At 75.0% G+C, this 24,634-nt stretch carries 23 protein-coding genes and 1 tRNA gene; 9 read left to right on the forward strand and 15 right to left on the reverse strand.

Annotation, left to right across the window (positions count from 1 at the left end; translation table 11 throughout):
- Window positions 1–108: 108 nt before the first annotated feature.
- The 3 genes from ACERUJ_RS04815 to ACERUJ_RS04825 form a co-directional block, all read right to left on the reverse strand.
- Window positions 109–885: a 3'(2'),5'-bisphosphate nucleotidase CysQ gene (locus ACERUJ_RS04815; RefSeq protein WP_370247316.1), complete on the reverse strand. Its 777-nt coding sequence runs from the start codon at window positions 883–885 to the stop codon at window positions 109–111.
- Between the two features lie 22 nt (window positions 886–907).
- Window positions 908–1,498 carry an aminoacyl-tRNA hydrolase gene (gene pth / locus ACERUJ_RS04820; protein ID WP_370247317.1) on the reverse strand — a complete coding sequence of 197 codons (591 nt, stop codon included), beginning with the start codon at window positions 1,496–1,498 and terminating at the stop codon, window positions 908–910.
- Window positions 1,499–1,629: 131 nt separating this feature from the next.
- Window positions 1,630–2,301 carry a 50S ribosomal protein L25/general stress protein Ctc gene (locus ACERUJ_RS04825; RefSeq protein WP_370247318.1) on the reverse strand — a complete coding sequence of 224 codons (672 nt, stop codon included), beginning with the start codon at window positions 2,299–2,301 and terminating at the stop codon, window positions 1,630–1,632.
- 287 nt (window positions 2,302–2,588) lie between these two features.
- Between ACERUJ_RS04825 and pepN the strand changes: the two genes are divergently transcribed.
- Window positions 2,589–5,081 (forward strand): aminopeptidase N, encoded by a 2,493-nt coding sequence (gene pepN / locus ACERUJ_RS04830; RefSeq protein WP_370247319.1) that lies wholly within the window; start codon window positions 2,589–2,591, stop codon window positions 5,079–5,081.
- Here the strand turns inward: pepN and ACERUJ_RS04835 are convergent.
- The 3 genes from ACERUJ_RS04835 to glmU are packed head-to-tail and all read right to left on the reverse strand — an operon-like array spanning window position 5,014 to window position 8,781.
- A complete protein-coding gene (locus ACERUJ_RS04835) occupies window positions 5,014–6,198 on the reverse strand; it encodes an MFS transporter (protein WP_370247320.1) in 1,185 nt (394 codons plus the stop codon). The two genes, pepN and ACERUJ_RS04835, sit on opposite strands and share 68 nt — an antisense overlap.
- Window positions 6,199–6,239: 41 nt before the next feature.
- Window positions 6,240–7,220 (reverse strand): ribose-phosphate diphosphokinase, encoded by a 981-nt coding sequence (locus tag ACERUJ_RS04840; protein WP_370247321.1) that lies wholly within the window; start codon window positions 7,218–7,220, stop codon window positions 6,240–6,242.
- A gap of 55 nt (window positions 7,221–7,275) precedes the next feature.
- On the reverse strand, window positions 7,276–8,781 hold the full coding sequence (glmU, locus tag ACERUJ_RS04845; protein WP_370247322.1) for a bifunctional UDP-N-acetylglucosamine diphosphorylase/glucosamine-1-phosphate N-acetyltransferase GlmU: 1,506 nt from the start codon (window positions 8,779–8,781) through the stop codon (window positions 7,276–7,278).
- Window positions 8,782–8,859: 78 nt separating this feature from the next.
- On the opposite strand from glmU, the gene ACERUJ_RS04850 reads away from it, so the two are divergent.
- Entirely contained in the window at window positions 8,860–9,297 is a 438-nt protein-coding gene (locus ACERUJ_RS04850; RefSeq protein ID WP_370247323.1) for a hypothetical protein, read from the forward strand.
- Between the two features lie 40 nt (window positions 9,298–9,337).
- On the opposite strand, the gene ACERUJ_RS04855 is transcribed toward ACERUJ_RS04850, so the two are convergent.
- Window positions 9,338–10,495: an oxygenase MpaB family protein gene (locus tag ACERUJ_RS04855; protein ID WP_370247324.1), complete on the reverse strand. Its 1,158-nt coding sequence runs from the start codon at window positions 10,493–10,495 to the stop codon at window positions 9,338–9,340.
- 102 nt (window positions 10,496–10,597) lie between these two features.
- On the opposite strand from ACERUJ_RS04855, the gene ACERUJ_RS04860 reads away from it, so the two are divergent.
- Window positions 10,598–11,230, forward strand: coding sequence for a TetR/AcrR family transcriptional regulator (locus tag ACERUJ_RS04860; RefSeq protein WP_370247325.1), 633 nt, complete (start codon window positions 10,598–10,600; stop codon window positions 11,228–11,230).
- 53 nt (window positions 11,231–11,283) lie between these two features.
- Window positions 11,284–12,192: an ion transporter gene (locus ACERUJ_RS04865; protein WP_370247326.1), complete on the forward strand. Its 909-nt coding sequence runs from the start codon at window positions 11,284–11,286 to the stop codon at window positions 12,190–12,192.
- Window positions 12,193–12,210: 18 nt separating this feature from the next.
- Here the strand turns inward: ACERUJ_RS04865 and ACERUJ_RS04870 are convergent, their stop codons facing one another.
- Window positions 12,211–13,107, reverse strand: a complete 897-nt coding sequence (locus ACERUJ_RS04870) for an NAD(P)H-binding protein (protein WP_370247327.1) — start codon at window positions 13,105–13,107, stop codon at window positions 12,211–12,213.
- A 122-nt stretch (window positions 13,108–13,229) separates the two neighbouring features.
- Here ACERUJ_RS04870 and ACERUJ_RS04875 point away from each other — a divergent pair, with 122 nt between their 5' ends.
- Complete coding sequence (locus ACERUJ_RS04875; protein WP_370247328.1) at window positions 13,230–13,703, forward strand: winged helix-turn-helix transcriptional regulator; 474 nt, start codon at window positions 13,230–13,232, stop codon at window positions 13,701–13,703.
- Here the strand turns inward: ACERUJ_RS04875 and ACERUJ_RS04880 are convergent.
- From ACERUJ_RS04880 to ACERUJ_RS04890, 3 genes are all read right to left on the reverse strand, one after another.
- Complete coding sequence (locus tag ACERUJ_RS04880) at window positions 13,595–14,473, reverse strand: hypothetical protein (protein WP_370247329.1); 879 nt, start codon at window positions 14,471–14,473, stop codon at window positions 13,595–13,597. The two genes, ACERUJ_RS04875 and ACERUJ_RS04880, sit on opposite strands and share 109 nt — an antisense overlap.
- A 115-nt stretch (window positions 14,474–14,588) precedes the next feature.
- A complete protein-coding gene (locus ACERUJ_RS04885) occupies window positions 14,589–14,849 on the reverse strand; it encodes a hypothetical protein (protein ID WP_370247330.1) in 261 nt (86 codons plus the stop codon).
- A gap of 62 nt (window positions 14,850–14,911) precedes the next feature.
- Complete coding sequence (locus tag ACERUJ_RS04890) at window positions 14,912–15,751, reverse strand: hypothetical protein (protein WP_370247331.1); 840 nt, start codon at window positions 15,749–15,751, stop codon at window positions 14,912–14,914.
- A gap of 255 nt (window positions 15,752–16,006) precedes the next feature.
- Between ACERUJ_RS04890 and ACERUJ_RS04895 the strand changes: the two genes are divergently transcribed.
- Window positions 16,007–16,330 (forward strand): hypothetical protein, encoded by a 324-nt coding sequence (locus ACERUJ_RS04895; RefSeq protein WP_370247332.1) that lies wholly within the window; start codon window positions 16,007–16,009, stop codon window positions 16,328–16,330.
- A 6-nt stretch (window positions 16,331–16,336) separates the two neighbouring features.
- On the opposite strand, the gene ACERUJ_RS04900 is transcribed toward ACERUJ_RS04895, so the two are convergent.
- The 4 genes from ACERUJ_RS04900 to ACERUJ_RS04915 all read right to left on the reverse strand — a co-directional run bounded on the left by ACERUJ_RS04900 (window position 16,337) and on the right by ACERUJ_RS04915 (window position 19,462).
- Window positions 16,337–16,726 carry a ubiquinol-cytochrome c reductase iron-sulfur subunit gene (locus ACERUJ_RS04900; protein WP_370247333.1) on the reverse strand — a complete coding sequence of 130 codons (390 nt, stop codon included), beginning with the start codon at window positions 16,724–16,726 and terminating at the stop codon, window positions 16,337–16,339.
- Between the two features lie 72 nt (window positions 16,727–16,798).
- Window positions 16,799–16,877, reverse strand: a tRNA-Gln gene (locus tag ACERUJ_RS04905).
- Between the two features lie 123 nt (window positions 16,878–17,000).
- Complete coding sequence (locus tag ACERUJ_RS04910; protein ID WP_370247334.1) at window positions 17,001–18,014, reverse strand: CNNM domain-containing protein; 1,014 nt, start codon at window positions 18,012–18,014, stop codon at window positions 17,001–17,003.
- Window positions 18,011–19,462: a hemolysin family protein gene (locus ACERUJ_RS04915; RefSeq protein WP_370247335.1), complete on the reverse strand. Its 1,452-nt coding sequence runs from the start codon at window positions 19,460–19,462 to the stop codon at window positions 18,011–18,013. Before ACERUJ_RS04915 ends, ACERUJ_RS04910 begins: the two co-directional genes overlap by 4 nt.
- Before the next feature lie 220 nt (window positions 19,463–19,682).
- On the opposite strand from ACERUJ_RS04915, the gene ACERUJ_RS04920 reads away from it, so the two are divergent.
- The 3 genes from ACERUJ_RS04920 to ACERUJ_RS04930 all read left to right on the forward strand — a co-directional run bounded on the left by ACERUJ_RS04920 (window position 19,683) and on the right by ACERUJ_RS04930 (window position 24,466).
- Window positions 19,683–20,777 (forward strand): ATP-dependent DNA ligase, encoded by a 1,095-nt coding sequence (locus ACERUJ_RS04920; protein WP_370247336.1) that lies wholly within the window; start codon window positions 19,683–19,685, stop codon window positions 20,775–20,777.
- Window positions 20,778–20,852: 75 nt separating this feature from the next.
- Window positions 20,853–21,734 (forward strand): hypothetical protein, encoded by an 882-nt coding sequence (locus ACERUJ_RS04925; protein WP_370247337.1) that lies wholly within the window; start codon window positions 20,853–20,855, stop codon window positions 21,732–21,734.
- Entirely contained in the window at window positions 21,731–24,466 is a 2,736-nt protein-coding gene (locus tag ACERUJ_RS04930; protein WP_370247338.1) for a stealth conserved region 3 domain-containing protein, read from the forward strand. Before ACERUJ_RS04925 ends, ACERUJ_RS04930 begins: the two co-directional genes overlap by 4 nt.
- Window positions 24,467–24,634: the final 168 nt, after the last annotated feature.

Here is a 24,634-nt window from a genome sequence, read left to right on the forward strand (position 1 = left end):
AGGAGGGCTGGCCCGACCGGGCCAGGAACACCGTGAGCCGCCCTCCGAACGCCGACGGCCGCCCGGATCGTCGGATCCGGGCGGCCGTCGCCGTGGTGCTGGGAGTGCTCAGCCGTGGGCCGCGACGAACGCGACGATCTCCTCGGCCAGCTCGGGGCGGCACACGATGAGGTCGGGCAGGTAGACGTCGTCCTGGTTGTAGCGCAGCGGGGAACCGTCGATGCGGCTGGTGAAGAGACCGGCGGCGCGCGCGACGGCGACGGGCGCGGCGGAGTCCCACTCGTACTGGCCACCGGCGTGGACGTAGGCGTCGGCGAGGTCGCGCACGACCGACATCACCTTCACCCCGGCGCTGCCCATCGGCACGAGCTCGGCGTCGATCTCGGCCGCGAGGGCGTCGACCACGGCCGGCGGACGGGTGCGGCTCACCGCGATGCGGGGCCGGGCGCTGGTGCGGGGCGGGACGACGGCGGGGCGGCCGGTCGTGAAGGTCTCCCCCAGCGCGGGCTGGGCGACCGCACCGGCGGTGAGGTCGTCGGCGCTGCGCTCCCACAGCGCCACGTGCACGGCCCAGTCGTCGCGCGGCGGCTCGGAGAACTCGCGGGTACCGTCGAGGGGGTCGATGATCCACACGCGGTCGGCGACCAGGCGCACCTTGTCGTCCTTGCCCTCCTCCGACAGCACGGCGTCGTCGGGGCGGTGCTCGGCCACCAACTGCATGAGCAGCTCGTGCGCGGCCCGGTCGCCGGCGTCCTTGAGGGCCCGGCCCTCCAGGCCCTCGCCGCGGACCTCGAGCAGCCGGCGGCCGGCCTCCTCGGCCAGCCAGGCGGCGAGCACGTGGTCGTCGGTGGCGGCGGCGGGCGGGGGCGTGGAAGTGTCGGTCACGCCGCGCAGCCTACGGCCTGGGTCAGCGGTTGAACTGCTGCTGGGTGCGTTCGAGACCGTGGGTGATGAGCGTCTCCACCGCGTCGGCGGCCTCGACGATCTGGAGCGGCAGCTCCTTGCGCTCGGTGCTGGAGTAGTTCGACAGCACGAAGTCGGCCGGGTCCTGGCGTCCCGGCGGGCGCCCGATGCCGGCGCGCACGCGGTGGAAGTCGCCGGTGCCCAGGGAGGAGCGGATCGACTTCAGCCCGTTGTGGCCGTTGTCGCCGCCCCCGAGCTTGATGCGCAGCGTGCCGAAGGCGATGTCGAGCTCGTCGTGGATCGCGACGACGCGCGCGGGCGGCACCTTGTAGAAGGTGGCGAGCGCCTTGGTGGGGCCGCCGATCTCGTTCATGTAGCTGCGCGCCTTGGCCAGCACCACGCGCGGAGCGGTGCCGCCGGGCGGCGCGAGCCGGCCCTCGACGACGTCGGCGCGGCCGGTCTTGTGGGCTCGGAACGGCGAGCCCATGCGACTGGCCAGCTCGTCGACGACGAGGTAGCCGATGTTGTGCCGGTGCCCGGCGTAGGAGGGACCCGGGTTGCCCAGGCCGACGACGAGCCAGACCTCGGCGTCCATGGCGTGCTCCTCGGTGGCAGGGGGGTCGACGACGGGTCCGCGCGCGGCGGGGGCGATCAACCGGCCCAGGTACCACCGGAGCCGGCTGATCCCCCGCGCACGCGTCAGGGGCGAGTCACCTCGCCGGGCGCTCACTCGGAGTCGCCGGACTCCTCGGTCTCGGCGGCGGCCTCGGCCTCGGCGACCTCGTCGTCGGACGGGTCGCGCTCGATGCCGGCCTCGGCCTCGGCCTCCTCCAGCTCGGCCTCGAGGGCCTCGGCGGAGATCTGCTGGGTGACGTTGACGACCAGGGTCTCGCCGTCGGTGAGCAGCTCGACGCCGCTGGGCAGGGACACCTGCGAGGCGAGCACCTGGGTGCCGGCCTCCAGGCCCTCGACCGAGACCTCGATCTGCTCGGGGATGTGGGTGGCCTCGGCCTCGACCTGCAGGGTCGCGCTGTCGGTCACGACCAGGGTCTCCGGGCCGGCCTCGCCGACGACGACCACGGGGACGTCGACGGTGACCTTCTCGCCGCGCTTGACGGCCACGAAGTCGACGTGCTCGAGCACGCGACGGATGGGCTCGACCTGGATCTGCTTGGTCAGCGCGAGCTGCGGGGTGCCGTCGATGACGAGCTCGAGCACGGCGTTGGGGCCGCCGTGGCGCAGCGCCATCTTGGTGGCGTGCTCGGGCAGCGCGAGGTGCTGGGGCTCCTGGCCGTGGCCGTAGATGACGGCCGGGATCTTCTTCTCGCGGCGCAGGCGGCGGGCCGCACCCTTGCCGAACTCGGTGCGGGGCTCGGCGACGATCTTCTCGGTGGACATGCGGGGTACTCCTCGGGCGGGGCGGCGCTGACGCGGTGCAGACTCGGGACGGGGCACGATCGGGATCGGGTGCCGACGAGGGGCGGGAGCAGCGCGCACGACGGCGCAGCACGGTCTCCCGTACGGCCCTGTCGATCACGGAGCGTGGCTCCCTCGCCGAGGCAACTCCCCTACCTTACGCACCGCCGCCCCCGGTGCCCAATCGCCGGTGCCCCATCGCCGGTGCCCCGTCGCCGAGGGCCGCGGCGCTGCGTCCGAGCGGGCGGTGCGTGTGATGGGGTGGAGGGGTGAGCCTGAGCCTGAGTGAAGCCCGTGCCCGCGCCGCCGCCGTCGCGCAGGTGTCCTACGACGTCGACCTCGACCTGCGCGACGCCGCCCCCGGCGCCCGGTTCGGGGTGTGCGCCCGCATCGGGTTCACCGCCCTGGCGACCACCGGTGGCGAGACGTTCCTCGAGCTCACCGGCGCCGTGCTGGAGCGGCTCGCGATCGACGGCGTGGCGGTGCCGACGTCGCGCTACGACGGCCGGCGCCTGCCGCTGCCCGGCCTCGCGCCCGGACGCCACGAGGTGGAGGTCGTGGCGCAGGTGCCCTACGTGACTGACGGCGACGGGCTGCACGTCGTCACCGACCCCGCCGACGGGCGCACCTACGCCAGCGCCTACCTCGGCATGGACGTGGCGCAGCGGGTGATCCCGTGCTTCGACCAGAACGACCTCAAGGCGCCGCTGACGCTGCGGGTGCGGGCCGACCCGGAGTGGACGGTGCTGGCCAACGGCCCGCTGGAGTCCCACGACGCCGCCACCGGTCGCTGGGCGTTCGCCACCACGCCCCCGCTGCCCACCGCGATGCTCGTGGTGTGCGCGGGCCCCTGGCACTCGCGCACCTGGATCTACGAACGGCCCGGCCGCGCGCCGCTGCCCTGCGGCTGGCACGCCCGCGTCTCGCTGGCCGCCGAGCTGGACCGCGACTTCGAGGAGCTCGCCCGCACCACCGAGGCCTGCCTGGACCACTACGCCACGCTGTTCTCGGTGCCGATGCCCTTCCCCTCCCACCACCAGGTCTTCGCCCCGGGCCAGAACTGGGGGGCGCTGGAGACCCCGGGCTGCATCACCTACCGCGACGAGTACCTGCCCCGCGGGCTGCTCACCGACCGGCTGCGCGCTTCGCGCGCCACCACCATCGCCCACGAGACGGCGCACCTGTGGTTCGGCGACCTCGTGACCATGACGTGGTGGGAGGACACCTGGCTCCAGGAGTCGTTCGCCGACTACATGGGCTACCGGGTGGCCGAGGACGGCGCGGGCTACCCCGACCTGCGGGTCGGCTTCGAGACCACCCGCAAGGCGCGCGCCTACCTCGCCGACGCCCGCCGCTCCACGCACCCGGTGGCGCCGGTGCCGGAGGACGTGCCCGACGTCGACAGCGCCTCGGGCAACTTCGACATGATCAGCTACGCCAAGGGCCACGCGGCGCTGCGCCAGCTGGTGGTGTGGCTCGGCGACGACATCTTCCTCGCCGGCGTCGACGCCTACCTGGCCGCGCACGCCTTCGGCAACGCCACGCTCGCCGACTTCGTGGCGGCCCTCGACGCCGCCTCGCCGCGGCCGGTGGCGGAGTGGGCCGAGCGCTGGCTGCGCACCACGGGCTTCGACACCCTGCGGATCGAGCTCGACGCCGACGGCGTGCCGGTGCTGCACCACGAGGGGTCCGCCGGAGCCGACGGGGCGCCGGTCCGGCGTCCGCACCGGGTCCTGGTCGTCGGCTACGCGGGCCCGGGGCTGCGCGAGGCCGCCCGCGTCCTGGTCGACCTCCCGGGCGACGGCGTACCGGTGCCGCTGCCCGACCTGCGGGGGCTGGTGGTGCTGCCCAACGCCGACAGCGGCACCTACGCCCGCGTGGTGCTCGACCCCGCCTCCCGGGCGGCGGTGCTGCAGGATCTCGCCGCGCTGCCCGACCCGCTCGCCCGCGCCGTCGTGTGGGGCGGGCTGCTGGCCGACGCCGACGACCGACCCGACCGGGCCGCGCTGCCGGTCGAGGACCTGCTCGACGCCCTCGCGCGACTGCTGCCGGCCGAGACGCCCGACACCGTCGGGGCCGTGCTGGCCCGGGTGCTGGGCCGGGTGATCCCGCTGCGGGTGCCCGGCGCCGGGGCCGCGGGGGTCCTGCGCCGCCTGGCCGCCCTGTGCGCCGCGGCCCTGCCCGGGGCCGCGTCGGAGGAGCACCGGCTGGTGTTCCTCGACGGCGTCGTGGCCGGCACCGACGACGCCGCCCTCCTGCAGGGATGGCTCGACGCCGGCGACGCGGCCGGCATCGCGCTCTACCCCGGCCTGCGCTGGCGGCTGCTCACGCGGCTCGCGGCGCTGGACGCCCCCGGCACCGAGGAGCGGATCGCGGCCGCGGTGGCGGCCGATCCCGGGGTGGACGCCGAGCTCGGCGCGGCGCGGGCCCGGGCGGCGCGCCCGGAGGCGGCGGCACAGGCGGCGGCGTGGGAGCGGATCGACGACCCGGCCACCTCGAACCGCCTGTTCGAAGCCCTGGTGACCGGGTTCTGGCAGGTGGAGCAGGCCGACCTGCTGGCGCCCTACGTGGAGCGCTACCTCGCCTGCGCCCCGACGTGGGCGGCCCGCGGCACCGCGGCGGCCCAGGCCGCCGGCCACGCGTTCCCGGCGATCGCGCTCACCCCCGCCCAGCTGGAGGCCGTGCGGGCCGCGGTCAGCGACCCTGCGGTGCCGCCGCTGCTGCGGCGGGCGTGGGAGGACCACCTCGACGACCGAGCGTGACCACGAGCAGGCTCACCGCCATCGCGGCCAGGGCGACGCCGAGCGCGGTGGCCCCGCCGCCCAGCGCCCCGAGCACGTACGGCACGGCGAAGCCGAGATAGGTCAGGGCGTAGAAGACCGCCACGGTGGCGCCGCGCTCCTCCGGGTCGGCCAGCCGCTCGGTCTCCCGCAGTCCCGACACCAGCACGCAGCCGTACCCGACGCCGAAGATCGGTCCGAGCGGCAGCAGGAGCAGCCGGCTCCCCAGCGCCAGCACGCCGAGCCCGAGCAGGCACGCCAGCAGACCGGCGGCCAGGCCGACCTCGCCGGCCAGCAGGGGGCGGCGCTCCTCCAGCCGTCGGGCCCAGGGCTGCACCAGCACCCCGGTGCCGAGGGTGAGTCCGGCGAGCAGGCCCGTGAGGGCGAGCGCCCCCTCGCCCGCCTGCGGCAGCTCGGCGGGCAGGAAGACGATCGAGAGGGCCGCACAGCCGAACACCCAGGGGGCGGCCGGGGCCACCACGAGCAGGAACCGGCGTCCGCGCGTGACCGCCGGCAGTCGCACCAGCGCGCGCCGCACCGGGTCGCGCGGTGCGGGTCCGGGCGCGGGGAGCAGCAGGAGCACCGCCACCGCGCCCATCACCAGGTGCGGGAGGTAGGGGGTGATCAGGATCGCCGGCGACCACTGCGCCACGAGGCCGGTGACCAGGGGCCCGACGCCGAACCCGGCGGAGAGCGCGATCGCCGCGCGCCGCGCGGCCGTGCCGGGCGCCTCGTCGACCGCGAGGTCGGACACCCAGGCGCTGGCCGCGCTGAACACGACCCCCGAGCACACCCCGGCGAGCAGCCGCCCCGCCGCGAGGCCGGCGGTGGACTCGCGCTCGAGGACCAGCAGCAGCGTCGCGAGGGGGCTCAGTACGACCGCGGGCAGCACGACGGCACGGCGTCCCCACCGGTCCGAGGCGGCGCCCCCGACCAGCAGCGCCGGCACCAGGCCGGCGGCGTAGACCCCGAACAGGAAGGCCCGGGTCTGCACCCCCATCCCGAGCTCGGCGCCGTAGGCCAGCAGCATCGGGGTGAACTGGTTGGCGCCCCAGCCCACCGCGAACATGGCCAGGGCGACGCGCTGCCAGGCCTTCACGGGCCCGTCACCGGGGCCCTCACCGGGCCCTCACCGGGCTGTCACGCGTGGCCGTCGAACATCGAGGTGACCGAGCCGTCCTCGAACACCTCGCGGATCGCCCGGGCCAGCAGCGGGGCGATGGAGAGCACGGTGAGCTTGTCGAACATCCGCTCCTCCGGGATCGGCAGGGTGTTGGTGACGATCACCTCCACGGCCGGGGAGTCCTTGAGCCGCTGGGCGGCGGGGTCGGAGAGGATCGCGTGGGTCGCGGCGATGATCACCCCGGCCGCGCCGTCGTTCATCAGGGCCTCGGCGGCCTTCACGATCGTGCCGCCGGTGTCGATCATGTCGTCGCTGAGGATGCACACCCGGCCCTTGACGTCGCCGACCACGCGGTTGGCGACGACCTCGTTGGCGACGTCGGTGCGACGGGTCTTGTGGATGAAGGCCAGCGGCGCGCCGCCCATCCGGGCCGACATCCGCTCGGCGACCTTGATGCGGCCGGCGTCGGGCGAGACGATCGCGAGGTCCTGGTGGCCGTACTTGCGCATCACGTAGTCGGTGAGGGTCGGCAGCGCCATCAGGTGGTCGACGGGGCCGTCGAAGTAGCCCTGGATCTGGTCGGCGTGGAGGTCGACGGTGATCAGCCGGTCCGCGCCCGCGGTCTTGAACAGGTCGGCCACCAGGCGCGCCGAGATCGGCTCACGGCCGCGGTGCTTCTTGTCCTGGCGGCTGTAGCCGTAGAACGGCATCACGACGGTGATCCGCTTGGCCGAGGCCCGCTTGAGGGCGTCGACCATGATCAGGTGCTCCATCAGCCACTCGTTGATGGGCGCGGTGTGGCTCTGCAGCACGAACGCGTCGCACCCGCGCACCGACTCCTCGTAGCGCACGTAGATCTCGGAGTTCGCGAACTCGTAGGCCGTCGTGGGCACCAGCGGGGTGCCGACGAGGTCGGAGACCTCCTGGGCCAGCGCCGGGTGGGCCCGGCCGCTGAAGATCATCAGGTTCTTCTCGGTGGCCCGCTGGATTCCGGTCAACGCCCTACTCCTCGATCGATGGCACGGCCCCCACGCGAGCCGGACCTGCTCCGGCTCAGTCGGCGGTCGGGGTGTCCGGTGCCGGATCGGATTCTGCCAAAGCCGCCGCCGCCGCCTTCGCCTGGTCCGTGCCCGGACGACGTGACACTGCCCACCCCGGGAGGTTGCGCTGGGGGCCGCTGGTCACCGCGAGGGCACCGGGCGGCACGTCGCGCCGCACCACCGTGCCCGCGCCCGTGCCGGCACCGTCGCCGATGTCGACGGGGGCGACGAAGGTGTTGTTCGAGCCCGTGCGGGCGTGCCGGCCCACCCGGGTGCGGTGCTTGGCGACGCCGTCGTAGTTGGCGAAGATCGTGCCGGCGCCGATGTTGGTGCCCTCCCCGATCTCGGCGTCGCCGACGTAGGAGAGGTGGGGCACCTTGGCGCCGGCGCCGAGCACGGAGTTCTTGACCTCCACGAACGTGCCGACCTTGCCGCCCTCCCCCACCTCGGCCCCGGGGCGCAGGTAGGCGAAGGGACCCACCGTCGCGCCGGCCTCGATCCGGGCCTGCTCGCCGTGGCAGCGCACCACACGCGCCTCGGCCCCCACCACGCAGTCGCGCAGCGTGGTGTCGGGGCCGATCTCCGCGCCCTCGGCGACGCGGGTCGTGCCGTGCAGCTGGGTCTGGGGGTGCAGCACGACGTCGGGGGCGAGCTCGACGTCGACGTCGACCCAGGTGGTGGCGGGGTCGACGACCGTGACGCCCGCGCGCATCCAGCCCTCCAGCACGCGCCGGTTGAGCACGGAGCGCAGCCGCGCCAGCTGCACCCGGTCGTTGACGCCCTCGGTCTGGTCGACGTCGGCGACGGGGTGGGCGGCCACCGCCAGGCCGTCGGCACGGGCCAGGCCGACGGCGTCGGTGAGGTAGTACTCCCCGCCCGCGTTGTCGTTGCCCAGCCGCGGCAGCACCTCGGCGAGGAAGGCGGCATCGAAGGCGAGGATGCCGGAGTTGACCTCCGCGATGTCGCGCTGCAGCGGGGTGGCGTCCTTCTCCTCCACGATGGCGGTCACCTCGCCGTCGTCGGTGCGCAGGATCCGGCCCATGCCGGTGGGGTCGGCCACCACCCCGGACAGGATGCTCACCGCGGCCTGCGAGGCCCGGTGCTCGGCCACGAACGCGGCGAGGGTCTCGGCGGTGAGCAGCGGGGTGTCGCCGGTGGCGACGACGACCGTGCCGGGGCCGGCGGTGATGGCCGGCACGGCCGCCACGGCGCAGGCCACCGCGTGCCCGGTGCCGTGCTGTTTCTCCTGCACGGCGGTGAGCACGTCGGGGGCGATCTCGGCGAGGTGCGCGGCCACCGCCTCGCGCTGGTGGCCGATCACCGCGACGACGCGGGCGGCGCCGACCCCGCGGGCCGCGGCGACGACGTGGCCGATCATGCTGCGCCCGCCCAGGGTGTGCAGCACCTTCATCGTGCGCGACCTCATCCGGGTACCGCCACCGGCGGCGAGGACGACGACGGTCAGCGCCGGATCGTGGACGTGCTCTGCGTGAGGACCTCGGGGGGACACCCGCCCCACTGTAGGGGCAGCCGCCCCGCCCCCGCCCCTGCGGCGTGGCGGTGGCCGGGGCGCCGCGACGGGTGTCAGCATGCAGCCATGCCCGACCTCCCGCTCGATCCGCTGCGTCTGCTCTCGAAGTCCCAGCAGGTCGCGCTCAAGGTCGCCGGCGACACCCTGCGCGCCGTGCGCGACACCGCCGTCACCGGCGTCACCCGGCCCGAGGACCTCGTGGCGGAGGTGCCCAAGCTGGTGGGCCAGGTGGCCGGTCTCGCCGACGCCGTCATGGACCTCACCGGCGCCATGGCCCAGCCGCTGCAGGACTTCGTGGTGCGCCAGCGCGAGCTGGCCGACACCCTCGCCACGCTCGCCCAGGCCCAGGCCGAGCTGGCGGGCCTGGTGGCCACCCTGGCCGACCGGCACGCCGACACCGTCACCGCCCTGGAGCGGCTCTCGGCCCCGGTGTTCGCCCTCGTCGGCACCGATCCCACGCCGACCCCGGCCGAACGCCGTCAGGCCCGCCGCACCGGCGACTGACGCCGGCGCGACAGGCCCGTGGGGACGGGCCTGAGGGCGCTCAGCCCCGGCTGGTCGCCATCGGGCCGATGTGCGCCTCGGACTCCACCAGTCCCTCGTCGCTGGGCGCCACGCCCTGCCCGAAGACCCGCTCGTGCTGGCGGGCCCGCAGGTCGGGGTGGGCCCGGTCGGGCCGGTCGAAGCCGTAGCGGGCCTGGGCCTCGCGGGGGGTCATGGTGATCGGCTCGCGGGCCGGCAGGTCGAGCAGCACCGGCGCCGCGACGGCGACGGCGTCGGGGGCCAGCAGCTCGAGGAAGGCGATCTGCAGGGGCACCGACGCGGCGAGCACTCGGTGGCCGACGCGATTGGCCAGGATCGCGGCGGCGTCGACGGCACGCGACTGGCGCACGTCGAACATCGCCCGCACGTGGCGCGGGTAGGTCGCGACGATCCCGGCGCGCATCACGGTGAGCAGCGGGCGGGAGCCCAGCGCGAGCCACCGCGGCAGGTCCTGCGGCAGGGCGACGTCGAGACCGAGGATGAAGCGCACCATGTCCTGCGCGGCCTCGGAGGTGGCCAGGTGGGGGCGCCACTGCGCGAAGTAGGCGCGCACCTCCTCGCGGCTGCGGGGCACGGTGTCGGGGTCGATCGTCTGCAGCTCGGCGGCGCGGGCGCACTCCGCCCAGTACTGCGCCTCCTCGGCCGCGCTGAGGGGACCGGGGCCGAACTTCTCGTAGCAGTAGAGGATCGAGTGCCACGCGGTCATGTGGATCCACAGCTGCGACGACGGCCGGTTGGCGTCGTAGGTGCCGCCGGTGACCGGGTCGTGCCCGATCGCCTTGGTGTGCACCTTCACCAGCACGTCGGCGGCCTTGGCGGTGGGCTCGGTGGCCCCGAAGGCGACCATCGCGAAGTAGCGCACGGTGCGTCCGTAGCGGGTGCGCGGGCGGTACTTGACCCCGCCGGAGGTCACCACGGCGGCCGCGAGGTTCGGGTCGAGGTGCTCGATCGTGACCGAGCGGGTGAAGCCGAGCACCACCGACGTGGGGTGGCTCCACACCTTCCACGTGACCGAACCGGGACCGAAGAAGCCCTGGTCGGCGTGGGGCTCGTACCTCTCCGCCAGCCGGCGACGGCTCTGCAGGACCGTCGGGATGCGGGTGCCGGGGATGCGGATGCCGGGGATGCGGGGGGCGGGGATGCGGGACGTGAGGGCCATGGGCCTGCCTTCCGGTCGGACACTGCCGCGTGCGATGACGCCTGCGATTGCTACAGGTGTGTAGGTTGGCCTGAACCTACACCACCGTCATATCGTGGGGGAATGGCCGACCCCGTCCCGCGTCAGCGGCGCTACGCCCCGCGGATGCCGGCGGCCCGACGGCGGGAGCAGCTGCTCGACGCCGCGCTGGCCGTGCTGGTGCGCGACGGCTACGGCGCCGTGAGCGTGGAGGCGATCGCCCGCGAGGCCGGCGTCACCCGGCCCGTCGTCTACGCCCTCTTCGAGGGTCTCGAGCCGCTGCTGCTCGCCCTGCTCGACCGGTCGCAGCAGCAGGCCCTGGAGTCGGTGGTGCCCCTGCTGCCCGCCACCACCGACCTGGCCGGCCTGAGGCTGGACGACTGGCTGCTCGAGGCGATCGGCAGCCTGCTCGACGTCGTGCGGGCCCGCCCGGAGGTGTGGCGCCCGGTGCTGGGGCTCACCGAGAACGCGCCGCCCGTGGTACGACGTCGTATCGAGGACACCCAGGAGGTCCTGCGGGCGCAGCTGGAGCAGGTGCTGCGCCGCGGCCTGGCGGCGCAGGGGGCGCCCGACCTCGACGTCGAGGTGCTCGCCCACCTGCTCATGGTCACCGGCGAGCGGCTGGCCCGGCTGTCGCTGGCCGACCCCGACGCCTACCCGCGCGACCGCCTCGTCGCCGCGCTGCGCCCCCTGCTCGCAGCGGCCCGCCAGGCCTGACGCCGGGCTCTCACCACCCCCGCGGGGAGTCGCGGTGGGGCACCATGTCCGCCATGAGCACCGCCGCCCTGGCCGCCCGTCGTGACCACCTCGCCCGCGCGGCGGCCGGGCGCACCCCGCCGGAGGGCGAGGGACCCGCAGGCCCCGGAGGCCCTGAAGACCCCGCGGGCCCTGTCCCCGCGCGCCGCCGGCGCCCGAGCCGGATCGACCTGCTGATGGTCGCGCTCGCGCTGGTCTCGGTGGGCCTGCTCGGCTACGTGATGCTGGCCGACCCGCCGCGCGAGGTCGAGCACCGGATCTTCCTGATCGACGCCGGCATCTGCGCGATCTTCCTCGTGGAGTTCCTGGCCCGCTGGCGGCGCAGCGGGCAGGGCTGGGTGTTCGTGGCGCGCAACTGGTACGAGGTGCTGGGCATGATCCCGGTGTCCCACCCCGCGCTGCGCGGCTTCCGGCTGGTGCGGGTGGTGCTGCTGGTCGTGCGCCTGCTGCGCGTGACCGACCGCGCCTTCGGCGCCGGGTTCACCTACCGCCTCGCCCAGCGCTTCGCCGAGCCGATCGTGGAGGCCATCCGGCGTCCGGTCACCCTCGCCGTGCTCGACGAGGTGGTCGCGGTGCTCGAGACCGGCGACTACCCCGCCAACCTCGCCGCCTCGCTCAACGAGAACCGCGAGGAGCTGCGCGGGATCGTCGCGGAGAAGCTGCGCGACGACCCCGCCGCCGGCCGGCTGCGCCGACTGCCGTTCCACGACGACGTCGTGGAGGGGGTCGTCGACACCGGCTTCCGCGTGGTGCTGGAGGTCCTGCGCGACGAGCGGATCGACGCCTTCTTCGCCCACGTCGTGTCGCAGAACCGCGCGCAGATCCGGCAGGCGGTCGAGGAGGGCCTCAACCGCCCGCGGGTGCGCGCGCAGACCACTGCCGACCGACCTGCCAACCGACCCGCCGACCGACCCGCCGACTGACGCCCCGATCGGGTCGGGTCAGTCCTGGGCCAGCGCCTCGGCGACGGCGTCGGCGAGCCCCAGCGGCGCGCGGCCGAGCAGCCGCTCGAGGTCGTCGGTGGGCACCAGGAGCTCGCCGCGCGCGATCCCGCTGTCCACCTGCGCGAGCCAGGCGGGCATCGGGTCGGGCAGTCCGGCGCCGGCCAGGATCCCGGCGAGCTGCTCCTCGGTGACCGGGGCGGGCGCGAGCTCGATGCCGAGGGCGGCCCCGATCGCGGCGGCGATCTCGGCGTGCGTGGCGGCCGGCCCGCCCAGCTCGTAGGTGGCGCCCAGGTGCGCGTCGTCCAGCAGCGCGGCCACGGCCGCCTCGGCGTACTCGCGGCGCAGGGCGAGGGACACGGTGCCCTCCCCTGCCGCGCTGGCCATGCCGAACTCGCGGTAGACCGGCGCCTGGTCGGTGTAGTTCTCCACGTACCAGGCGTTGCGCACCACGACGCTCGGCACCGTGCTGTCGGCGAGCAGCCGCTCGGTGGCGGCGTGGTCGGCCAGCAGGTCCAGGGAGGAGGTCGACGCCCGCGGGCCGGAGGTGTAGACCACCCGCTCCACCTCGGCGGCGGCCGCGAGCTCGATCACCCGCGCGTGCTGGGCGACCCGCTGCGGCTCGGTGCCCGAGATCAGCAGCACCCGCGCGCCGGGGGTGAGCACCTGCGCCAGGGCGTCGGCGTCGTCGCGGTCGATGCTCCGCACGTCCACCCCGCGCGACGCCTGGTCGGCGAGGCGCTCGACGCTGCGGCCGGTGGCGATGATCGCGGCAGGAGCGACGCCGCGCGCCACCAGGTGCTCGACGACGTGGCGGCCCAGGTGCCCGGTCGCGCCGATCACGACGACGGGGCCGGACGGATGGGTCGGGACGGCGGGGCTGGAGGTGAGGGACATGAGGATCTCCGCAGGGTGTGAGGACGTGCTGACACCGACCCGAACCCGCCGCCCACCCCGATACTTCCCAAGAGAGAGTAGGCACTTCGAAGTGCTGTGGTTACCCGTGGGATAGTGACCAGGTGAGCGTCGTGACCCAGCCCGTGCCCCACACCCCCGACCCCTTCGTGGCGGCCTGTCCCACCCGCGAGGTGCTCGACCGCATCGGGGACCGGTGGACCGTCCTGGTGCTGCTGGTGCTGGCCGAGGGCACCCACCGCTTCACCGCGCTGCAGCGCCGCATCGACGGCGTGAGCCCCAAGGTCCTCACCCAGACGCTGCGGGCCCTGGAGCGCGACGGCCTCGCGACGCGCCGGGTGCACGCGGAGGTGCCGCCCCGGGTGGAGTACGACCTCACCCCGCTCGGCGCGACGCTCATCGACGTCGTCCGCGAGCTCGACACCTGGGCCCGCACCCACATCGACGCGGTGGTCGCGGCGCGGGCCGCCTACGACGCGGGATCCGCCGGGGCGGTGGGCTCCACCGGGCCCACGCCGCCGAGCACGAAGGCCGGCTCGGTGGACATCGAGACCCGGCGTTCGGTGCCGCCGAAGTAGCCGGGCGCGGAGAACCCGTCGGTCTGGATCCAGTTGAAGCGCTCCCCGTCCGGGGAGACGTACTGGTGCAGGACCTGGCCGTTCTCGTAGACCACCACCGCGTGGCAGTCGTCGAGGAACTGGTACTCCCCCAGCAGCCGGCCGTCCAGGCGCGACCCCGCCACGCGGAAGGCGTTGGTCACCACACGGTCGCCGTTGTACACCTCGAACCCCTGCTCCACGTGGGCCCGGCCGCCGTACTCACCCCGCGCGCGGTAGAGGTAGGTGCCGGTCAGGGTCGCGGAGTCGCAGCGCGGCTGCGTGGTGTCGTCCACCCGCTCGGCAGCGCCGTCGAGCAGCGGCTGGTCGGTCACCCCCGTGGCGCCCACCACGAACCAGGTGAGCTCCTCGCCCCCGGGCGCCAGGGTGGCCTCGAGCGGCGCGAGCGCGGGATCCTCCGGGGTCAGGGTGGCGCGGCAGGTGTCCTCGACCCGCAGGGTCCAACGGGTCGTCGACTCCTGGTGGTGGCGCGATCCGGTGCCGACGCCGCGCACCCCGCCCCGCCCGTCGGCGACCAGGAGGCCGACCTCGAGGTAGGGGGTGGTGTCCGCACCGCCCGCGCCCTGGACCTCGTAGAGGTAGGTGCCGCGGATGTCGCCGACGTCGCAGGCGGTGTCGGCGGGCGGAGGCGACAGCGCGGGCGCGTCGTCGCTCCCGCAGCCGGCGAGCAGGATGAGCAGCACGGCCGAGCCGACGATCGGGCGCGCGCGGCGGCGGCGACCCTCGCTCATCCGGCCTCCCGACACCCCCGGGGTCGTCGTCGACCCGTGCCCAGGGTGCCAGTCACCGACCATCCCCGGGGGTGAGGGCACGCCGGACGGACGCCGCCGTCCCTGCAGGGACGACTCAGGGACCGTCGAAGCCCACGGTGCCGGGGGCGGGCTCCGGGCTGGGGCAGCGACCCTGGTTGCAGCTCACGCCGGTCGAGGTGTAGGCCGAGTCGGTCGGCGCGATCATCGGGTTGTTCGCGCCACCGGAGTTGCCGCTGGCGGGTCCGGCGCCGGGCAGCACGGCCCGGGCGGCGAGCGCGGCGGCGGCCGCCGCGGCCCGGATCAGGGAGGGGCGGGCCAGGGAGGAGTGGGCCAGGGAGGAGTGGGTCAGCGTCATCGTGTTCTCCGATTCGAGCAGGGTGCGAGCAGGGTCTCGGGAAGGATCTTCGGAAGGGCGGGTCAGTCGGCGGTGAGCGCGGTGTCGACGGCGGTGCTCACGCGGTGCTCGTGGCCGCCGAAGAAGCCGGGGGCGTCGAAGCCGGCGGTCTGGATCCAGTAGAACTCCGAGCCGTCGGGGGCCACGTACTGGTCGAGGGTCTGACCGGAGTCGTACTCCACGACCGCGTGGCAGCCGTCCTGGAAGGAGAACGTGCCGGTCTGGCTGGTGCGCTCGTCCTGGCCGGCCACGAGGTAGACGTTCTCCACCGCGCCGGTGCCGTCGTAGACCTCGAAGCCGTGCTCGACGTGGGGCTGGCCGCCGAAGACGCCACGGGCGCGGTACTGGTAGGTGCCGCTCAGCACCTCGTCGTCGCACGCCGCCGCGGTGTCGGAGGTGACGCGGTCGGCGGAGCCGTCGAGGTAGGCCTGGGCGGAGTCGGAGCCGGCCGCGAAGAAGGTCAGCTCCTGCCCGCCGGGGCTCATCGAGACCCGGTAGGCCGAGCCGTCCGCGAAGGTGAACTCGCCCACGCAGTTCTCGGCCACCGTGAAGGTGACGTCCTCGCTGGCCTCGGTCAGGTCCACCGAGTTGGTGCCGGTGCGGGTCACGCCGCCCTCGCCGTCGGCGACGAGCAGCCCGACCTCGAGGTAGGGCACGAAGCCCTCGGCGACCTGCAGGTCGCCGTGGATCTCGTAGAGGTAGCTGCCGGTGAGGTCGGCGACGGCGCACGAGGACGCGTTGCCGACGCCGTCCGCGGCGGCACCCGGGGTGGGGTCGCCGTCATCGCCACATCCGGCGAGCAGTCCGGTCGCGAGGGCCGTGAGGGCGAGCAGGGAGACGGTGGAGCGGGGGAGGCGGAACACGTGGCGACCTTTCGCCGAGGGGGAGGGAGCGACCCGAGTATGACGACCGCGGCGCCGTCGTCCCAGCGGATCGGGCCGTGGCGTGGCCGGATCGGGGAAACTCCCATCGCGGTCGTCCCGTCGGCCCGCGTGGGGAGGCCGCACGGCTGAACGATCGTTCAGGTGGCCGCCGCGCACGACCCCGGGGGCGACGGCGTGGCCGGCGACACGCCCGCACCGCCGTAACCCGCACCATGGCCGCGGCGTTGAGCGGTCATGATCGTCCACCTCGCCCTCGACTGCCTCCACGACGCCCACCTCGACGTCCCCCGCGGCGTCGGCCTGGTGGTGCTCCCCCTCCCCCACCACGACGTGGTCCTGGACGGCTCCTCGCTCCACGCCGCCGCGTGGGACCACGCCTGCGACCGGCTGGCCGCCATGGGCTGGGAGCCGCGCCGCGCCGCCGACACCGGCCTGCGTCGCCTCGGCGTGACGATGGAGGGCCGCCCCGTGGTGGAGATCGAGCAGGTCGACCCCGCCAGCGACGACGACCGCCGCCCCGAACGCGACCTGCGCCGCGCCGCCGGCATGCGGGTCTGAGCCCCCTCAGACGAGGTAGATCCGCCCGTCGCGGATCGTGAACGCCCGCGCCGCGAGCGGACTCGGCGCGGGTCCGGCCACGACCGCGCCGGTCGTGATGGCGAACTGGCTGCCGTGACAGGGACAGCTGATCCGCCGCTCCGCCACGCCCGACACCGTGCAGCCGGCATGGGTGCAGGTGGCTGAGAAGACCTTGAAGCGACCGCGTCGGGGCTGGGTGACCACCACCCCGCGGCGGGCCACGACGACGCCGCCGCCCACCGGCACCCGCGACGTCGCGATCACCGGAGCCCCGGCCGCCTGCGCGGCGCCGTCGGACTCCAGCACCACCAGCGGCACCCCGAGCCCGGCCGCCGCCGCCATCAACGCCTCACGCCGCCCGCAGGTGCCCGTCATGCCGACCATGATCACCGCCCGCACAAGGGGACAGGGACGAGCGCCCGGGAGACGTGGGACCCCGGCGTCGAGCTCCCCGGGTAGGAGTCGAACCTACGTCGCTAGTCCTGATTCAAAGTCAGGCGGGCCCTGCCGGCAGACCAACCGGGGAATCGCTTCCAGCCTAGGGCCCGCCCCGCGGGACGGCACCACAGGCCCGCGGTGACGTCGCACCAAGCGATCGGCAGGCCGATCGGGGGGAACGGCCTGCCGGATGCTTGGTACGACGGGGACCTCAGGCGGCGGGCACCGGCGGGAAGAGCCGGTGGAGCAGGTCGGTGAGGGTGAGGACGGCGGGTCCGGAGGGCGTCGTCACGAGCACGAGGTGGTGGCGCCCCTCGCGCATCCGGGTGAGTGCCTCGGGCACCGTCAGGTCGGCGGACAACGTCGGCACCCGCCGCACGAACGGGGCGAGCGGGGCCCCGGCGTCGGTGGCCAGGGTGTCGCGCACGTGCACGACCCCGTCGGGGACGACGCCGGGGGCCGGACGCACCAGGATGCGCAGGTGGCCGCTGGCCCGGGCGGCCTCGCGCACGGCGGCGACGTCCTGGTCGACCAGCACGGCGGTGAGCCCGCGGCCGGGGGTGACGACGTCGCCGAGGGTGACGTCGCGCAGCGCGAGGGCGCGGGCCAGCGGCGCGGAGTGCTCCCCGCCCAACGACCCGGCCTCGGCGGAGTGGGCCACGAGCTGGGCGAGGTCGTCGGGGGTCTGTCCGCCGTGGATCGAGTCGGCCGGGGTGACGCCGACGCGGCGCAGGCAGGCGTTGGCGACGTCGTTGAGCAGCACCAGCAGCGGCCGGAAGACGACGAGGAAGCCCCGCATCGGCAGGGCCAGCCACACCGCGGCCCGCTCGGGGTGGGCGATCGCCCACGACTTCGGCGCCATCTCCCCCACCACCAGGTGCAGGAAGGTGACCACGATGAGCGCGAGCACGAAGCTGGCCCCGGTGACCAGCCAGTCGGCCGCACCGACGGCGTCGATCACCGGCGCCAAGGCGTACTTCACCGCCGGCTTGGTGATAGCACCCAGACCGAGGGCGCAGGCGGTGATGCCGAGCTGGCAGCCGGCCAGCAGCACGGTGAGCTCGTCGTGGGAGCGCAGCGCGGCCCGCGCGGCGGCACTGCTCGCGGCGAGGTCGAGCAGCCGGTGCCGCTTGGCCGCCAGGAGCGCGAACTCCGCGGCCACGAAGAACGCGCTGAGCGCGATGAGCAGCACGGTCACGGCCGTGACCGCCCAGGGGCCGCTCATCGGACCTCCTCCACGACGACGGGATCCATGGGCTTCTCGGACTCCCCAGACTGCTCGGACTGCTCGGACTGCTCAGACTTCTCGGCGAGCGCGGGAGCCTCGGGCGGAGCAGGGGCGAGCAGGGTCAGCCGCAGCTGACCCGGCACGTGCCGCTCCAGCCGCAGCACCTCCAGCGACACCTGCGGGGCCGCGTCCTCCTCCAGGTGCAGGTCGGGGTCGACGACGTCGCACACCACGACGGTGCCGACCTCGGGCAGCTCGCCGAGCAGCGCGGTGACCAGGCCGCCCACGGTCTCCACCCCGGGACGCGGCAGGTCGTGGCCGATCACGCGCTCGACCTCGTCCAGCGGCAGCTCGCCCGGCACCAGCCAGGCGCCGTCGCCGGCGGGCCGGACGGCGGGCAGCAGCGGGTCGTGCTCGTCGGCGATCTCGCCCACCAGTTCCTCGGCGAGGTCCTCGACGGTCAGCACGCCGGCGAACCCGCCGAACTCGTCCAGCACGCAGGCCAGCTGCGCGCGGTGCTCCACCAGTGTGCGCAGCGCGGCGGGCAGGGTCATGGTCTCGGGCACGAGCACCGCCGGGCGCTGCAGGTCGGCGGCGCGCTCGGCGGTGCGGACCCCGGCCAGCACGTCGAGGACGTCGAGGAGGTGCACGACGCCGCTCACCTGGTCGTCCGCGTCGAGCACCGGGTAGCGGGAGTGGCCGGCGACCATCAGCTGCTGGAGCTGCACGAGCGTCTCGTCGCCGTCCACGGTGGTCACCCGGGCGCGGGGCACCATGGCGTGCGCGACCGGCTGCTCGGGGAACTCCAGGATGCGGTCGAGCAGCTGGGAGAGCCCGGCCGGCAGGTCGCCGGAGGCCTCGGAGTCGGCCACGATGTGCTCGAGGTCGCGCGCGGTGGCGGCGTGCTCGACGTCGTGCACCGGCTCGATGCGCAGCAGGCGCAGCAGCCGGTTGGAGGCGGCGTCGAACACGCGGATCAGCCAGCCGAACGCGGCGAGGTAGAGCAGCGTGGAGGAGGCGAGCCGGCGCGCCACCGGCTCGGGGCGGCTGATCGAGAGGTTCTTGGGGAACAGCTCGCCGAACACCATCTGCACCAGCGTCGAGAGCAGCAGCGCCGCGGTGGTGCCGATGCCGACACCGACGGCCGAGGGCACGCCCACCAGGCCGAGGCCCTCGCCGAGCGACTCCCCGACCAGCGGTTCGGCCACGAACCCGACCAGCAGGGCGGTGACGGTGATGCCCAGCTGGGCACCGGAGAGCATGAAGGAGGTGCGGCGGGTGACCTGCAGGGCGCGGCGGGCGGCGGCGTCACCCTGCTCGGCGCGCGCCTTCAGGCGCGACCGGTCGACCGCCATGTAGGAGAACTCCTGGGCCACGAAGTAGCCGGTGGCGGCGGTGATCGCGAGGATCACCAGCAGGCCGAGCAGCAGCGTCAGCACCCACACGGGGCACCCCCGAGGACGGGGCGGACTGGCTCGACCGGGGTCGGGAGCGTGGCGCGGGTGGGCGGGGCGGTGAGGGTCGGATGGTGACCCGGACTGTCACTGTCCATCGGCGTGTGCGGGATGTCCTGTCGTCATGATCGGCGGCGGAGCCACCATCATGCCCGACCCGACCAAGCCCACACCGCCCGACCGACCCCGGACCGGGCCCTAGTGTGACCCCGTGCACCTGCCGGTCCTGCCGCCCCTGCTCCCGATGCTCGCCAAGCCCGTCAAGGGGGTGCCGGACCCCGCGAAGGTCGGGCCGATGTCGTTCGAGCCGAAGTGGGACGGCTTCCGCTGCGTGCTGTTCAAGGACGGCGACGAGGTCGAGCTCGCCAGCCGCAACACCAAGCCCCTCACCCGCTACTTCCCCGAGCTCGTCGCGGCGGCGCGCGCGCAGTTGCCGGCGCGCTGCGTGCTCGACGGCGAGATCCTGGTGGCGATCGGCTCCCGGCTGGAGTTCGAGGTGCTGCAGGAGCGCATCCACCCCGCCGCCAGCCGGATCGCGCGGCTGGCGGAGGAGACCCCCGCCCGGTTCGTCGCCTTCGACCTGCTCGCCCTCGACGACGACTCCTACCTCGAGCGTCCCTTCGCCGAGCGACGGGCCGCCCTGGTCGACGCGCTGGGGCACCTCGACGCGAGCGGTCCGTGCCACCTGACCCGCACCACCGAGGACCCCGCCGTCGCCGCGGAGTGGTTCCACCGCTTCGAGGGCGCGGGGCTCGACGGCGTCAGCGCCAAGCCGCTCAGTGCCCCCTACACCCCGAACGTGCGCTCGATGTTGAAGATCAAGCACGAGCGCACGGCCGACGTCGTGGTGGCCGGCTACCGCGAGCACAAGACCAGCACCCCCGAGCGGCCGCTGCTCGGCAGCCTGCTGCTGGCCCTGCACGACGCCGACGGCACGCTCCAGCACGTCGGCGTCAGCGCCAGCTTCACCGCCGCGCGGCGCGCGGAGCTGATCGAGGAACTGCAGCCGCTGGTGTGCCCGATCGGCGAGCACCCGTGGGGCGCGTGGCAGGAGTGGGCGGTGGCCAACCCCGACCGGGTGCCGGGCACCCAGAGCCGCTGGAGCCAGGGCAAGGACCTCAGCTTCACCCCGCTGCGCCCGGAGCGGGTGCTCGAGGTGCGCTACGACGCCATGGAGGGACGCCGGTTCCGCCACACCGCCCACTTCCTGCGCTGGCGTCCCGACCGCGACCCGGCCTCCTGCGGCTACGACCAGCTCGAGCAGCCGGTGTCCTACGACCTCGCCGACGTGCTCGGTGGCGCGTGACCCCCACCGGGCTCCTCGCCGGGCTCCTGACCGGAGCGGACGCCCATTGTCGAGCGGACCGCTAGGGTCTGGCTCGTGAGGATCGCCCGGCGACGAGGCCACGACACCGACCGACCCGAGCCGGGCACCGCGCCCGCGCCGGTCGACCCGAGGGTGCCCCCGCCCGGGCGCGTCGTGGCGGAGTTCGCCGGCATCCTCGACGGCCGCTCGCTGTGGGTGGCGGTGACCGCCCGCCCCGGCCGGCTCGCGCTGCGCCCCGTGGGCGGCGACCAGCCCCACGCGCTGCCCGACCACGGCACCGACGACCAGCCGGGCTGGCTCGGCGCCCGTCTCGACCTCACCGCCCTGCCCCCGGTCACCGAGGACGGCGGCCCGGCCGTGCACGAGGTCGTGCTGCTGCCCCCGGGCGGCGCCGCCGCCCAGCCGCTGTGGACGCCGCCGCTGCGCGAGCACCGCCCCCCGCCGGCGGTCCGGGCCGGCGCCCAGTTCCTGCTGCGCCGTGCCGAGGACGGCACGCTGCGGGTGCGGCAGGTGCCGTGGACGCCGGGTCCGACCCTGGCCCGGGTCGCGGGGGGTCGGGAGTCCCTCACCCTCGTGGTCGCGGGCGCGGTCCCGGCCGGCGCCCACCACCTCGCGCTGGTCGACGACGCCGGCGAGATCGCCCGCGTGCCGCTCGCCGACGGCGTCGCCCAGCTGGACGTCGCCACGCTGGACGCCCTCGACGCCGCGACGGTCGCCGACCGCACCGCCCGCGTCATCGTGCTGGCCCCCGACGGCGCCGCGCACGTGATGCGCCACGCCAACGACCTCGGCGACGCCCGCGTCGGTGCCCCGCTGCCGACCCTGTTCGACCCCGTCACCGGCGCACCCCGCGTGCGGTTGCGCTGGGGCCCCGGTGGCGGCCTGCTCGCCCGGCTGCCCGAGCTCGCCGCGGGCGCGGAAGGAGCCGAGGCATGAGGATCGCGTTCCTGGTCTTCAACCTGGCCGGCATGGGCGGCACGAGCCGCTCCGCCATCACCCAGGCCAACGCCCTGGCCCCCGACCACCAGGTACGGCTGATCAGCGTGGTGCGCTCGGCCGACGAGCCGCACTACGCGATCGACCCGCGCATCGAGGTGGAGTGGCTGGTCGACGACCGCGTCGAGGACGCCCCGGCCTGGGGCGACCTGCCCCCGCTGACCGCGCGGGCGCTGCACGAGCGCGAGTCCACGCTGGTGCCGGCGCGCTGGGACCGGCAGTTCACCGCCCTGTGCGACCTCGCCCTCGAGGCGCGGCTGCCGCGGATCACCGAGGACGTCGTCATCACCGTGACCCCGGGCCTGCTGGGCTGTGCGATCGAGCTCACCCCGGACGCCGTCGTCGTGGTGCACCAGGAGCACCGCTCCTCCAACGAGCGCACCTCGGGGCTTGAGCCGCTGCTCGCCTACGCCCCGCGGGCCGACCTCGTCGCGCTGCTCACGCCGTCGGTGGAGCACTGGTTCCGCGACCAGCTGGGCCCGCTCGCCCCGCCCACCGTCGTGGTGCCGAACCCGCTGCCGCAGGGCTGGATCCCCCGCGCCACGCTGGAGGAGCCGCTGATCATGGCGGCCGGCCGGTTGGTGCCGGAGAAGCAGTTCGGCAAGCTCATCGACGCCTTCGGCCAGGTCGCCGACCGCATCCCCGAGTGGCGGCTGCGGATCTGCGGCGACGGGAACCAGCGCCTGGAGCTGGTGCGCCAGATCCGCAAGTGGGACCTGTGGGACCGCGTCGAGCTGCCCGGCAGCCTCCCCGACCTGGCCGCGGAGTGGCCCAAGGCGTCGATCGTGGCGCTCACCTCGCGCAGCGAGGGCTTCCCGCTGGTGCTGCAGGAGGCGATGGCCGCCGGCGTGCCCGCCCTCAGCTTCGACTGCCCCTCCGGGCCGCGCGAGATCATCCAGCACGAGGTGAACGGCCTGCTGGTCGCGCCGCAGTCGGTGGCCGGCATGGCCGCGGCCCTGTTGCGGCTGGCCACCGACGACGAGCTGCGCCACCGCCTCGGCACCGGCGCTCGCCACTCCGCGCGTCAGTACGACCCCGCCGCGCTCGCCGAGCGCTGGACCGGGATCCTCTCCGACGCCCGGGTGCGCCGCGGCGACCGCGGCCGGCTCGCCAGCCGGGCGCTCAGCCCGGTGCCGCGCCCCGACGCCGACCCCACCACCGGGCTCGTGCTGGGCGACCTGACACCCGCGCGGGCCCGCAGCGAGGCGCTGCGGTGCGCGGTCGGGGCCGCCCGCGCCGCGACGGACACCTGGCTGGTCGTGCCCGCTCACGAGGCCGAGAGCCCCGTGGTCGTGGTGCCGATGAGCGCCCGGGCGGCCTACCTCGACGCGCTGCGCGAGGCGGCGACGTCGGGGACTGCTCCGCGGTGGCTCTCACTGCGCGACCCGGCCGAGAACGGCTGGTTCGAGCGTCGCGGCACCCTGGCGGACCTGCCCGCCGAGCTGCGCCACGGCATGACCTCCACCCTCGTGGTGGAGCCGTGGCCCGAGATCGAGGGCCGCGCGAGCGTGGTCGGGCAGCGCTGCGGGGTCGAGGTGCAGTTCTGGGAGACCGACGCCGGTGGCGCGCTGATCGCCCCGCGCCGCAACCCCTACACCGACCGGATCCCCGCCGGGACGGCCACCGTCACGACCGAGGTCGACGGACTGGAGGTGCCGACGCTGCCGCTGATGGCGGCGGCCACCGTCACCGAGGCACGGTTCCCCGTCGACGTCGTCTACACCTGGGTGGACGGCGCCGACGCCGCCTGGGACGCCGCGCGAGAGGCCCGCCTGGACGCCGTGGCCCGTGAGGCCCGGGACGGCGGGGCGGCGGCCGCCACCCGCGCGTCGAGCGGACGCGCGCGCTACGTCGACCGCGAGGAGCTGCGCTACAGCCTGCGCAGCCTGCACCTGTTCGCGCCCTGGGTGCGCCGCATCCACATCGTCACCGCCGGGCAGGTCCCGGACTGGCTCGACGTCGACCACCCGGCGATCCACCTGGTCGACCACCGCGAGATCCTGCCGGCCAGCGCGCTGCCGACGTTCAACTCCCACGCCATCGAGACCGCGCTGCACCGCATCGAGGGGCTGGCGGAGCACTTCGTCTACTTCAACGACGACTTCCTGCTCGGGCGGCCGGTGCGCCCGGAGACCTTCTTCACCGCCGGCGGGCTGCCGGAGGTCTTCCTCTCCGCGCAGAACGTCGGGCTCACCGACGCCGAGGGCGCACCGCCGTTCCTCGCCGCGGCGTGGAACAACCGGCGGCTGCTCGAGCGCGACTTCGGTGCCGTCGTGCTGGCCAACCTCGCCCACGCCCCCTACGCCCACCGCGTGTCGGTGCTGCGCGAGGTCGAGGAGCGCTACCGCGCCGAGGTCGACGCCACCGCGCACCACCCGTTCCGCAGCCCCGAGGACCTCAGCGTGCTCAGCTCGCTGGCCCCGCACCTGGGCCTGCTCACCGGCCGCGCCGTGGTCGGGGACCTGGAGCGCCGCGGGCTGTCCTACGTCAACATCTCCCGCTCGGACCTGGAGCAGCAACTGCGCCGCCTCACCGACCGGCAGCAGGACTTCGTGTGCCTGGGCGACCACCACGACCACGCCCTGCGCGAGGAGCGGCTGCGCGCGGTGCTGGGGTCCTTCCTCACCGACTACTACCCGGTCGCCGCGCCTTGGGAGCGCACGACCGACTGACGCTGCAGGCGCCGCCCGGAAACGGTGACAACCAGACGTGGCGGGGCGGCGTCCCACTCCACGACGGGTCCGGACCGCGGACCCCACGAGACTCGGGAGTCCCCCATGCGCACACGCACCCTCACCACGGCCGTGGCGCCCCCCCCCCCCCCCCCGGGCCCCCCCGCC

Source organism: Nocardioides sp. (assembly GCF_964228225.1).
GTDB lineage: Bacteria > Actinomycetota > Actinomycetes > Propionibacteriales > Nocardioidaceae > Nocardioides.